The 13466-nt window shown below is 56.6% G+C and carries 5 protein-coding genes; 3 read left to right on the plus strand and 2 right to left on the minus strand.

Annotated elements, in window-relative coordinates; all coding sequences use genetic code 11:
* Positions 1-30 precede the first annotated feature (30 nt).
* The gene (locus NE357_RS07450; protein ID WP_169429337.1) at positions 31-402 is read right to left on the minus strand and encodes a DUF6124 family protein; all 372 of its coding nucleotides are present in this window, start codon (positions 400-402) and stop codon (positions 31-33) included.
* Between the two features lie 511 nt (positions 403-913).
* Between NE357_RS07450 and NE357_RS07455 the strand changes: the two genes are divergently transcribed.
* The 3 genes from NE357_RS07455 to NE357_RS07465 all read left to right on the plus strand — a co-directional run bounded on the left by NE357_RS07455 (position 914) and on the right by NE357_RS07465 (position 7404).
* Positions 914-2836 carry a hypothetical protein gene (locus tag NE357_RS07455; RefSeq protein ID WP_169429338.1) on the plus strand — a complete coding sequence of 641 codons (1923 nt, stop codon included), beginning with the start codon at positions 914-916 and terminating at the stop codon, positions 2834-2836.
* 167 nt (positions 2837-3003) lie between these two features.
* Positions 3004-4926, plus strand: a complete 1923-nt coding sequence (locus NE357_RS07460) for a hypothetical protein (protein WP_169429339.1) — start codon at positions 3004-3006, stop codon at positions 4924-4926.
* 240 nt (positions 4927-5166) lie between these two features.
* Positions 5167-7404: an autotransporter outer membrane beta-barrel domain-containing protein gene (locus tag NE357_RS07465; protein WP_249314383.1), complete on the plus strand. Its 2238-nt coding sequence runs from the start codon at positions 5167-5169 to the stop codon at positions 7402-7404.
* 68 nt (positions 7405-7472) lie between these two features.
* On the opposite strand, the gene NE357_RS07470 is transcribed toward NE357_RS07465, so the two are convergent.
* Positions 7473-13439, minus strand: a complete 5967-nt coding sequence (locus NE357_RS07470) for a beta strand repeat-containing protein (RefSeq protein ID WP_445576627.1) — start codon at positions 13437-13439, stop codon at positions 7473-7475.
* Positions 13440-13466 lie beyond the last annotated feature (27 nt).

A 13466-nucleotide genomic window follows, 5' to 3' on the forward strand; every position in this document is an offset into this window, starting at 1 on the left:
ATCGGGGCGGCGGGTTTTTCTTTGCTCAGGCTACAGCGGCGCCTCAGCCTTCACTTCCAGATTGTCCAGCACCCGGTTCACCGCCAGTTCAGCCAGCATGATCAACTGCGCAATCCCCAACAGCACATGCCGCTGCGGCGTATCGATCATCCCGGCGAAATCACTGGCCATGGTTTTGGCCGAGGTCAGGGTTTCGCAGGCTTCGGCCAGCAGCTCTTCGCTCGGGATGTCGGGGGCGATGAGGTAGCGGGTGTTGGGTTTGAGCAGCGGTTTTCTGGGGTGGAACGGATTGAGGTAGTGATCGAGGGCGCGTTCGGCGGCTTCGTGGAATTTCTTGGAGTCGAGGGTTTCGTAGGGCGAGGTTGTGTCGGTTTCGGGTGGGTTTGGCGTGGGTTTGATCATGGTGAAGCTCCTTGAGAAATGGAGCCGTCATCCATCGCTGCTAAACGAAGAGGGTGGCGGCTGAACGCGGGTTAGCAGACCAGGCTCAAGGATCCCGGCGCACCGAAGTGCCCCACGTCAGCCGCCATGACAAAACAATGGCGACACCAACGTGCCTTGAAGTTAACCGGGCTGCTAAACCCGATCGCTGCTTTTCAGCGACCGCCAAACAATAGAACCCGCTCCCAAGGCGCACAAGCCGGCGGATTCTGGCTGATGCGTAGGCATCGGCGCAAGGACGCGTAGCCTGAGTCAGTCACCGATCCCGTTTGTTAAACATTTCTGTTTATGCCGTTCTGCCGGATGGGTGGCGGTGTTCAATCTCCGACGAGCGGTAGCAAAACCTGTAATTTCTGACAGTAGCCAGCGAATGTGCAACGCCGTTAAATCACGTCAGAGCAACGAATCCTCAACCTGCAGATAACGTGCAGTTGTTCAGGGAGCGTGGCCATTTCGTGAGAGGGCGTCTGTAATGCCGATTACTCAAGACCAGATCGACCCTGTAGTTCCAGAGCTGGAAAAACCCAGGGTTCCCGCCATTCTCAAGGATGAGAACGGCGATGAAAGTCCCGATGGGCTGCTGCCGCGCAGTGCCTTGAGCGATGATTTGCAAGTGATTGTCCCCAACTGGATACCGCCCCCCGTCGCTGATCCCGTCTACATCCTTTCCATCAGTTGGGTGCTGGAGGGCGGACTGTTCACTCCGGTGTACAAAGAGACATTCGATACGCCGGGTGAGAAGGTCTTGAAAGTCCCGCGGGACAAGCTGGCGCATGGCATTTACGCCTTGTCCTACGAGTTGAATTACGGTGGGAACAAGCAATATTCCTTTAATACTCGAGTGACGGTCGATCGGCAGCCCCCGAATGATGGGCAAACCGGCGATGCCTTGGTCATGCTGAACGTTCCCGGCGACCTCACCGATGACTATCTCACCCGCTTTGGCGAGGTCAGGTTTCAAGTCCCGTTTTATGTGGATGCCATGGCACGGGACCGTTCGATCCATTTCCTGACCGACAACGACAACCCGCCGGACTCCGAGCAGGAAATTGGTGAGCAAGTATTCAGCCAGCAGGACATCGATCTGAGGCAACTGATCATCACGATTTATGAAGCGGACATTCGGGCCAAGGGACACGGCCAACGTTTCTTTTATTACATGTTGCGGGACTGGGCCCGCAACACCGGACCGCGCTCTACTCTTTTGCCGGTGTTCGTCAATCTGAAACCCGGGCCCGGCAAACTCAAGCCGCCACGTGTGCCTTTGTCGGCCAGGGGATTGATCGACCGCGAGCATGCCCGCGAAGGGGCTACGAATCAGAAGGCTGTTACGGTCGAAATCGATAACTATGACAATCCGGATGCTTCCGACAAGCTTTTGATCCGGTGGAATGGTCATGATCTCGCACCGCTCGATGTCGATCCTGCGAAGCCGGTACAGACCGCGACCGTGCCCTGGTCAACACTGACGGCCGACGGGCTCGGTCCCATGGACGCGCGTATCGACTACCGCGTCAGTCGGGGCGGGACGCCGACGCCGCCGTCACCGGAAACAACCGTGCCCTTCAACTTTACGGTCGCGGGTCAAGACCACCCCGACGCACCTGCGCTGTTGAATACCAGGCTGGCGAAGGTCGAGATTTACGGAGCCGTTTCAAAACAGCTGAACAAGCTGCTTCCCGATGACTACGAATTGCCCGCCGAAGGGCGCCTGGCACTGCATGACAACCCTGAGCCAGGGGAAAAAGTCTTACTGTACTGGGGAACCATCAGTGCACCCGTCGCGAAGTATGAGGTTCAGCCCGGTGATACGGCCGGGACAGTAATTCTCTTCAGTATTCCTTGGGAGTTTATCGACCAGGACAAGGAAAATCCGGCGCTGCCTGTGCGGTACTTCACCGATAACGGTGTGAACCAGCAGTTGGCCCCGACAACCCCGGTGAACGTGGCAATCATCATCATCAGGAATCTGCCCGAGCCGACCTTCCCCGATGGCGGGCGGGAAGGGGTACTCAATTGCTGCGCCAACCCACGGTTGTGGGTGCATGTGAAAGTTCATATCGAGGGTAATGACGCGTTCGACGAGGATGATGTTGTCGACCTGAGTTGGCAAGGGTGTCAGGGCTCCAACGGCACTTCTCCTATTTCGGGCGTCGCGCACTCTTTCGAAACGACGCTGACTCTTGATCAGGCACGCAATGGTTTTGACGTGTTGGTGACGGACTATCAAAAGCTGATTGCACCCATGGTCAATAACGGATCGGCGCTCTGTCGTTACTTTTTGAGAAAGAGCAATGGTGGACGGGGAGAGTCAAGGCCGGATTTCGTGCTTATCAATAGAACCATGCCCAGCGGGGAAATCTGTGGGCCGGATAATGATCTTTGTGATCAGTGATTTCGCCGAAGGGGCAAGTGTTTCAGGAAGTTGGTGCGTGTAATAACTGCTGATGCGCACAGTCGTGCCAATGCAGTGTTTTTTGATTTGCGGTTGGTTCCAGGTGTTCTGGCACGGGGCTGCAATACCCTTTGTCATTTAATCAAGTCATTGAAAGGATGAACAAGATGAACAATGTCATTAAGTTGACCCCGGTACAAAGTCGTGAGCGTTATTTGAGTATTCTCCGAAATTCACCGAAAGCGGAGTTTGAAGCGCCTGTGCTGGATGATGACAATCCTCTGCTGCCTGATGAGGTGGACGATGATCCGAATCAATTGCACAAACAGTATCAGGGTTTTGCATTGAAAGTGACTGTCCTCAGGTTCGACGGGGCTGACGATGATCCTCCCGTTGATGGGTATATAAATCTGACTTGGGATGGCACTCGGCAAGGCCCCCGGTACACCTACACAACCCCTATTGCTGCTGGGGACATTCCAATGGTATTGCCAGCAGGGCTTACGAATGTCTCAGGCCCCCACATGTTGAGCTATGTACTCAATCATGGCGGGAACACTAAAGATATTCCGGATCTGCTCATCAATATCGACACTACGCTACCTGATGTCAGCGGTCTTGTTACTCTTCCTCCGGAGGTGGAGGCAAACGGCATTACCAAGCCTTATCTGGATGCCAACGGTTTTGTCCTGATTACCATGCCAAAGGTCGCCGATATAAAAATAGCGGACAAGTATGAATGTTATTTTGGCTCGACATTTCCGACCCCGGTATTCGTAGGGGAATTTATTGTTGTCGATCCTCTTGATGCCGTTACCTTTAAGCTGACCACCGCAATGGTCGGAACTGAAGAGGGTGAGAAAGCGATTTTTTACTATCGTACGGATCGGAAAGGTAACCGAAGTCTAAATTCGCCTTTCAAACGAGTGAACGTAACAGTGACGGACCCTCCAAAGGATTTGGAGGATCCAAGTATTCCGCTGCTTGATAACGACACGGCACCGAAGAAGATTGACCTCGCCGACGCTCGGATGCGCGCAGGAGTGGGGATCATCGATAAGTACGAGAATTTTTTGGATGGTGATGAACTTGAGGTCACCGTCGATGGCGTTGTAGTGCCAGCACAAAAAATCGCTGGCTTCCCAACTTATGTACCGGTTCCTTATTCGTACTGGCATAACGGTGATCTCGGAGATAAAACCATTAAGGTCAGCTATCAAATAAAACGTGGAGAGATTCGACATCCTGCCAGTAATCCCCCCGAAAACGCCACTGTAAGAGTCGATCTGCGCCGGGCAGGGGACGGCGAAGGTCCAGAAGATCCAAATCCCAATTTTCGTCCAGTCGATGTTCAAGGGGCGGGCGGCAATCCGATCAACGTTTTGACGGTGCTGGACAAGGATGAGGATGTTGACGTAAAAGTGGCCGCTTACCCGGGTATCAAGGATAAGGATATTGCCACTCTGATCTGGAACGGGGTTGAAGTAAAAGACGCTGAAGGCGGTGTTCTTCTGTTGGATGGTACGGAGACTGAGCTAAATTGGACAATTGAGTGGTCAGTTGTAGACGCTGGTGGGAACGGCACGGAAGTTCCAGTGACTTATAAGGTCACCAATCCTGATGTGAACGATAACGAAGAGCGCTCAATGCCACGGGATGTAGATGTGTTCATCAGACCGGGGAGTGTGCCTCAGGCAACCTTCCAGCATCTCGATCCGGATTTTGATTATTTGAATTGCCCTTCGTTGCAAAGCCATCCAGTGCTTATAAAATGTATCGAAGTTTTTGTTCCGGGGGGAGAGCCGCAACTGGAAGGTCAGACGTTGACTTTTACTTATCAGGGCTACAGTGATTCCGCTGGTAATACTGTGATACCGAATAATAAGGAAGAAGTTAAATATCAGCCGGATTCTTCGGATGTGCAAAATGGTTTTACCATACGCTTTCCGTATGAGCAGTTTCTTAATACTGGAAATGCATGGGGGGCGGTGAGTTATAACGCCGTGATTGATGGGCGGCCTACACCTTCAGTGCGTCACCTGGTCAGGGTGGTCATGAGGAATGGTGATACGACACCTTGCAGTATTTGAAAAAAACGGGAGGCTGTTGCCTCCCGTTTTTTTATAACATTAGTGTCAGGGATATTTCTTCCTTGCTTATCGGACTTTTCCTACATTTTTTTGTGAGGAATCCGATTAGCCTCCGCGCTCTATTTTTTCACGCAAATGCATTTCGCAATTTCGCACAGGTATATCAGAGGTGGGTAAGTCATGAGAATATTTGGCGGGCGGCTTGAACGTCTTTCTGTAAAAAACGCGTTGAGTATTCTGATGGTCATGCCAGCCATTTCCATTTCCAGCGGCGGCATACTGGCAGCCACCATTGTCGATAACACGACGCTGGATATCGATTCGACGACAACGCCGATCGATTATCTGGTGCGCAACAACGGTGTGTTGAACGTCAATGGTGCCATCACCCAGTCAATTACCATTCAATCCGGATCGACACTGACCATCAATGGCGCCACGGTCGTCAGCAATCCTGGCGTCGAAGGCATTCTGGTCACCAGCAGCCGGGGCACCATCAACCAGGCCAATGTGACCAGCGACGACATCGGTCTGGCCGTCAACCGATCTTCGATTGCCGCTGGCGGCTCCACTGTGGATGTTTCCAACAGTCAGATCCGTGGTGATGTTTTCGGTGCGCAAGTCACGGGGCTCAGCACTTTGTCGCTGGCCAATACGCAAGTGACCGGTACTGGCAGCAATGGCATTGGTGCGAATCTTCTTGGCGGCGCGCTGAACGCCTCCGCCGAGACTGTCATCACCGGTCAGGCGACAGGCGTGCGCATGGTCAACGACACGGAGAATGTCGGCGCCCGTTCGCTCTCGCTGGATAACGCCACTGTACGAGGGGTCAATGGCTCGGCAGTTCTGGTTGATCGCGGTACCAATGCCACTGTCAATCTGTCTAACGGCGCCAGCCTGCTCGCCGGGAACAACAACTTGCTCGATGTCCAGGGCGCGTCCACCGCTGCCATGACCGTCGCCAACAGCACTCTGCAAGGCAACATCAACATCGCCGGCAACAGCACCGGCAACCTGACGTTCGATCAAGGCCGCATGACCGGTGATGTGCTGGTCGAAAACGGTTCGACCGCCAACGTCACCCTGCAGAACAGCTCGCAATTCACCGGCCGTCTCGACAAGGTCAATGGCGTGTCCGTCAACGGCGGTTCGATCTGGACCCTGACTGGCAACGACACCGTAGGAACGCTCGCCATGAATGGCGGGACGGTTCGTTTTGGTGCGCAGGATGTGCCGAATACCTTCTACCAGTTGAATGTCGGTACGCTCGCCGGTTCGCCGGATGGTTCCAGTACTTTCGCCATGAAGGGCAACTTCGCTACGGGGCAGCATGACGTCCTCAACGTTACCGGTGTGGCAACCGGACAGTTCGGTTTGCTGGTGGCGGCGTCGGGCCTGGATGCGGTGAATCCGCAGCAACTGACCCTGGTGCACACGGCCGCGGGCGATGCGCACTTTGCACTGACGGGCGGGCGAGTGGATCTCGGTACCTGGTCCTATGACCTGGCCCAGCGACCGGGAGGAACGGGCGGCACTGAGTGGTTCCTCGATCCGACCACCCAGGTGATCAGCCCCGGCGCCAGTGCGGTACTGGCCTTGTTCAATTCTCCGATGACCCTGTTGTACGGCGAAGCCAGCTCATTGCGTAGCCGCATGGGCGAGTTGCGATTCAATGGTGGCCAGTCGGGCGCCTGGGCACGCACCTATGGCAATCAGTACAACGTCGCCGAAGGTTCCGGTGTGGCGTACCAGCAGAACCAGCAAGGGATTTCCCTCGGTGCCGATGCCCGGGTGAATGACAGCAATGTGCTGGTGGGCTTGATGGGTGGTTACAGTCAATCAAAACTGAGTCTCGAACACGGCACCTCAGGCACGGTCGACAGTTACTACTTCGGGCCCTACGTGACGTGGATGGACCGCGACACCGGCTACTACGTTGACGGTGTGTTGAAATTCAACCGTTTCCGCAACGAAGCCAAGGTCGGTTTGAGCGACAGCACACGTGCCAAGGGCGATTACGTTAATTGGGGCGTCAGCGCATCGGTGGAAGGCGGTCGTCATATCCAGTTGAGCAACGATTACTTCATTGAGCCGTTCGTTCAGTTTTCGGCAGCGCAGATCCAGGGCAAACGCTTCAGCCTGGACAACGACATGGAGGCCGATGGCGATCGTACCCGCTCATTCCTGGGCAAGGCTGGCGCCACGTTCGGGCGCAATTTTGATATCGGCAACGGTGCTGTTGCGCAACCTTATGTGCGTGCGGCCATTGCCCATGAGTTTGCCGATGACAACAAGGTCGAGGTCAACGAAAACAACGTGTTCAACAACGATCTATCGGGCTCGCGGGCGGAGTTCGGTGCCGGTTTGGCGGTGGCCATGTCGGAGAAGTGGCAGGTGCATGTCGATCTGGATTATGCCAATGGCAAGGATATCGAACAGCCTTGGGGGGGAAATGTGGGGTTGAGGTATAGCTGGTAAGCCACGATCCCGAATATCAGGAAACCGCTACTCTTTTCAGGGAGTAGCGGTTTTTTTGTATCCGGCTTTTATGCGCGTCGTATGCCGAAGCCATCGGCAGTACCACCTCCAATGCCGATATCGAGTCGTGTATCAGTCTGACCGGTAGCCGGGAAGATCACCATCCGTTTGCCGATGCCGCCTGAGTCGGACGCCCAGCACCAGCGCTCAATGGTGCGTCGACCGCTGTAGTTACTGATAAAGGCTCGCCATTCGGCCAGAGTAGGAATTCTTCCTCCCATACTGGCCGCCGTGTTTGCACATACGGTGTAGGTATTGAAGTGGCCTGTGCCAAACAGTCTTTCCACGTTTGAAGTGGTGACGGTGTAACTGGCGGTTTGATTCGCATTGTCCGTAACGGTGATGGTTGCTGAACCGTTGCCCTTGGAAATGACGCGGCCGCTGCTGACGTTGACTTCTGCGACGTTGGGGTTACTGGAGGCATATCTGTAGGGAAGCACGCCTCCACTGGCCGATCGGTCACCAAAGGCGCCGGCAGGAGGGTTGGTAGGGGTGTCGTTATCCCTGAAGTGCCAGGCATTCAGACTCATAGTGGCTGGATTGATGGTCAGTGGCGGGATTGGTGAATTGACCGTGAAACTCCGTGCATTTGACGGTTGTCCGGTCGTCACCGCCCGTGCAGTGATGGTATGTCCGCCGAGTCCTACTGCCAGCGTAGTGGTCCATATGCCGGTGTTAAGAGCAGTCGCAATGTGTTTTGGCGTGCTTCCATCGTAGATCTGGACATCATGCAGAGGCGTTACCCGGCCTTGCAACGTGACTGAAGTGTCTGTGGTCGCTCCATTGTTCGGCAGTTCACCACGGGAGTCTCTTACTGAATCGAGTGACGGGGCGGTGTGAACTGCGACGGTCAGTCTCCGTGCCCCTGAAGTCTGGCCCGCGCCGTACAGTGCTTTGGCGGTGAAGCTGTGCGCTGCCACGCTCAACCCCGTAAGGTCTTTGGTCCAGATGCCGGTGGATGGGTCCGCTGTGGCGTTCCCTTTGCTGACGGCCCCGTCGAGGATCTCCACCTGCTGGCCCTTGCTGGCAGTGCCTGTCAGTTTCACGGTTGTGTCGACGGTGGTGCCGCCATCTGGAATCACGGTGCCTTTGGAATCCTGGGCGTTGGTGATGGTCGGCGCTGCCGCCGCAGTCACTGTCAGTGTCCGTGCCCCCGAAGTCTGGCCCGCGCCGTACAGTGCTTTGGCGGTGAAGCTGTGCGCTGCCACGCTCAACCCCGTAAGGTCTTTGGTCCAGATGCCGGTGGATGGGTCCGCTGTGGCGTTCCCTTTGCTGACGGCCCCGTCGAGGATCTCCACCTGCTGGCCCTTGCTGGCAGTGCCCGTCAGTTTCACGGTTGTGTCGACGGTGGTGCCACCATCTGGAATCACGGTGCCTTTGGAATCCTGGGCGTTGGTGATGGTCGGCGCCGCCGCCGCAGTCACGGTCAGTGTCCGTGCCCCTGAAGTCTGGCCCGCGCCGTACAGTGCTTTGGCGGTGAAGCTGTGCGCTGCCACGCTCAACCCCGTAAGGTCTTTGGTCCAGATGCCGGTGGATGGGTCCGCTGTGGCGTTACCCTTGCTGACGGCCCCGTCTAGGATCTCCACCTGCTGGCCCTTGCTGGCAGTGCCTGTCAGTTTCACGGTTGTGTCGACGGTGGTGCCGCCATCTGGAATCACGGTGCCTTTGGAATCCTGGGCGTTGGTGATGGTCGGCGCCGCCGCCGCAGTCACGGTCAGTGTCCGTGCCCCCGAAGTCTGGCCCGCGCCGTACAGTGCTTTGGCGGTGAAGCTGTGCGCTGCCACGCTCAACCCCGTAAGGTCTTTGGTCCAGATGCCGGTGGATGGGTCCGCTGTGGCGTTCCCTTTGCTGACGGCCCCGTCGAGGATCTCCACCTGCTGGCCCTTGCTGGCAGTGCCCGTCAGTTTCACGGTTGTGTCGACGGTGGTGCCGCCATCTGGAATCACGGTGCCTTTGGAATCCTGGGCGTTGGTGATAGTCGGCGCCGCCGCCGCAGTCACGGTCAGTGTCCGTGCCCCTGAAGTCTGGCCCGCGCCGTACAGTGCTTTGGCGGTGAAGCTGTGCGCTGCCACGCTCAACCCCGTAAGGTCTTTGGTCCAGATGCCGGTCGATGGGTCCGCTGTGGCGTTCCCTTTGCTGACGGCGCCGTCGAGGATCTCCACCTGCTGGCCCTTGCTGGCAGTGCCCGTCAGTTTCACGGTTGTGTCGACGGTGGTGCCACCATCTGGAATCACGGTGCCTTTGGAATCCTGGGCGTTGGTGATGATCGGTACATCCACGGCGGTCACGGTCAGTGTCCGTGCCCCTGAAGTCTGGCCCGCGCCGTACAGTGCTTTGGCGGTGAAGCTGTGCGCTGCCACGCTCAACCCCGTAAGGTCTTTGGTCCAGATGCCGGTGGATGGGTCCGCTGTGGCGTTACCCTTGCTGACGGCCCCGTCGAGGATCTCCACCTGCTGGCCCTTGCTGGCAGTGCCTGTCAGTTTCACGGTTGTGTCGACGGTGGTGCCGCCATCTGGAATCACGGTGCCTTTGGAATCCTGGGCGTTGGTGATAGTCGGCGCCGCCGCCGCAGTCACGGTCAGTGTCCGTGCCCCTGAAGTCTGGCCCGCGCCGTACAGTGCTTTGGCGGTGAAGCTGTGCGCTGCCACGCTCAACCCCGTAAGGTCTTTGGTCCAGATGCCGGTGGATGGGTCCGCTGTGGCGTTACCCTTGCTGACGGCCCCGTCGAGGATCTCCACCTGCTGGCCCTTGCTGGCAGTGCCCGTCAGTTTCACGGTTGTGTCGACGGTGGTGCCGCCATCTGGAATCACGGTGCCTTTGGAATCCTGGGCGTTGGTGATGGTGGGTGCAACCGCCGCAGTCACGGTCAGTGTCCGTGCCCCTGAAGTCTGGCCCGCGCCGTACAGTGCTTTGGCGGTGAAGCTGTGCGCTGCCACGCTCAACCCCGTAAGGTCTTTGGTCCAGATGCCGGTGGATGGGTCCGCTGTGGCGTTACCCTTGCTGACAGCCCCGTCGAGGATCTCCACCTGCTGGCCCTTGCTGGCAGTGCCTGTCAGTTTCACGGTTGTGTCGACGGTGGTGCCGCCATCTGGAATCACGGTGCCTTTGGAATCCTGGGCATTGGTGATAGTGGGTGGAACAGCTGCTATCACCGTAAAGGCACGGATCAGGCTGGAAACCGGGTCCGCTGGATATAGAGCGTGGGCTGTAATGTGATAATCCTTGATCTGGAGGTTGAGCAGGGGCTTGCGCCAGACGCCATCGGCATCAACATCAGCATTGCCGTGCGAGGTCGAGCCATCGAAAATCTCGACCGTCTCATCTCGGGTCGCAGAGCCTTCGACAGTTACCTGCTCAAAGAAAGTCTCGCCACCCTCTGTAACCTCCCCATTGGCGTCAGTCACATGGGTGATTTTCGGCGTCAGCCAGTCGTATCGGGTTCTGATCGTAAGCGGCAATCCCGGGAGCTCAATCGCATCGTCTTCTTGAGCGCTGCCATCGAACGAGACTTTGCAAATCACGTTTGCCGGTGTGGAATGCCCCAGCTTCATTAACTCGCTTCGAGGCAGCACTTCATTCAGCCCGCTGCTGAATTGCGCGGGAGTGATTTCCACGCCATCGAGCATCCGGATGATGTAGTCGCTGCCTACCGCTGTCTTGCCTTCCAGCCTCAACCAGAGGCGTTGCTTGAGCGCAATGTAAGGCCACTTGGCAACGAGCGTTGTGGCATTCCCATTGAACGTCATCAGATCCAGGACCCGGTTATCGTCTGACTCAGGTACTTGAGGGCGAGGCAGATCGTTTTCGGGGTCGTCGAATCCCGTGACTCTAAGGCCCAACGACTCTGATTCTGTCTCGTGGCCATAGCGGCGCACGAAGTACTTCACGTCCACGTTTTTGTTGATGTTGGGGCCGATAACCGTTGAGGCCAGATGAAAGTCCACACTGCCACTGCTGTGTCCGGGAAGTTCAGGAACTGTTGGTGTGCCGGCACCGGGGGTCCCGACCCAGAGCAGGCGAATGGTGTCGAGGGCCGGGTCCATACTGTCGTAGCTGACTTTGATGTCCACACCGTTCAACCCGTCCATGGGTTTGAGTACGGCGTTCGGTGCCTGTTTGACTTGTGGCGCTGGCAATTCACCTACCAGCGACCCGATCAGCAGATTGAGTGCGGCGGAGTGACTGTATAAACCTGTGGACGCGTGCTTGAGCGAGTAACGCACTCTGACGTACTGCCCGATACTGATCGTGACGAAGTTCGCGGGCACTCGAAAACGCAGCGGTTTACCGGCGCTCAGCGAGGTGATGGGCACCCAGTCGCTGATGCTGCCGAACGGATGTGACCCTTGCCAGTACCAGGTCACGATGTCGTCTTTTTGGGTCGGTGGATTTTCGATATAGATGTGGACGACATCGAAGACTTTGGAAGGGTCGAGCACATCGGGGTTTTTGTCGGCTTCCTCCACCTCGGGCCTGGGCAGTGTCGCGGTGACGGCTTGCACCTTGACCAGCAGATGCTCTGAATCACTGACGCCATAGAGCTCCGGCTTGTCATTGAACACGGTGTACCAAAGATCGAGTTTGCCCTTGTCGAGCACGCTGATGTGCTCTTTGTCGACGTAAGCAGTGAAAAAGCCTTCTTTTGCCTCATTGTCACTGACGGTATGAGTGAACTCATGGACATAGGGCTGACCGTTGGACTTTTCACCTATCCAGTGACCGGCGACCAGATCGCCATTGGCAATGGTCAAGTACTTGATCCGTACCGTGGCGTAGGATCTGTCCGACTCGAGTATGTCGCCCAGCAACTCGACAATCTTCGGTGCGTCCGGCATCGAAACGTCACCCACCACGTCGGCGAATTCGCGTTTGGAGGATAACGGCGGACTTGCGTCCGCTTTCGTCAGCACGTAGGAGGCATCAGCCCGGCCCATGGCGATGGCGCGGACTTGCGCGTACGGCACCTTGAATTCCATGACACTCGGAATGTTTTCCACCGATTTGGTTTCGGTGTGAATCAACGGCTTGCCAGTGAAAGGGGTGCCAATCCAGGTCATTTTCACTGAGTCGTTCAGCGCGAAATCCGAGCCCTGGATATGGACTTGGACCGTGACGTCCTCCTTGTTCAAGTTGATGATCGTGATGATCCCATTAACCGATTGCTTGATGATCGGTGCAGCCAGACGCCAGGCGCCGGCGTCCACGGCGATTTGTGTGCGTTTGGAGTGCCGGGAAGACCAGTTCCATAGTTCATCGTGAGGGTCGTACTTGATTTCCAGTGCCGCGCTGTCGCCACCGGCCAGAATGTCTTCCTGTTTGGCGACGATCACGATGGGTTCCTTGCCCTCTGCCTGAGCTTGCGTGACGAGAAGAGGTGTCAGGGTATGACTGCCCCAGCGCATCAGAATCCTGTCTCGCACCCTGATTTCCGGGTAAGCAGGAACCGTCAGGGGAACCCCTTTTTTTGCCCAATCCGCGTCGATCAATCCCTGATCGATGATTTCCTGCGGCAGTTGCGCGATGCGCAGTTCGGAGTGCCCGATGGGTAGATGAGGTTCCCTGTCTCGGCCACCGGGTCTGGTGAGTTTGACAAAAAACAGCGACACCACAGAGGGATCGTCCGGCGTGGTGGCGCCGAATCGGGTCAACTCATAAAAGCATTCATGTTGACCGGGAGTGAACAACTCCTTGGGCAGGTAAAAGAACAGGTGTTTGTCTTTCTCTCCCGGTTCAACCTTTCGGGTGAGCACCGGAACGCCGTCCCAATGAATAACACTTTCATCACCCTCCAGCATGTCGAGGTACGCCACAATCACGCTCAGCACACCGCTGTCACTTCCCGACACCACCTCAATATTGATCCCGCCATCCACGCCCTCGACTGGTGTGACTGCGCCGCTGATCTGCATGGGCCGAAGCGCCAGGGTGACGGGCTGGTCGAGATCAGGAAACAAAAGCGGACTGTGGGTGAGCATGACGAAACTCCTGAAAGAGCACGCATT

It is taken from the genome of Pseudomonas sp. G7(2022), from assembly GCF_052660475.1.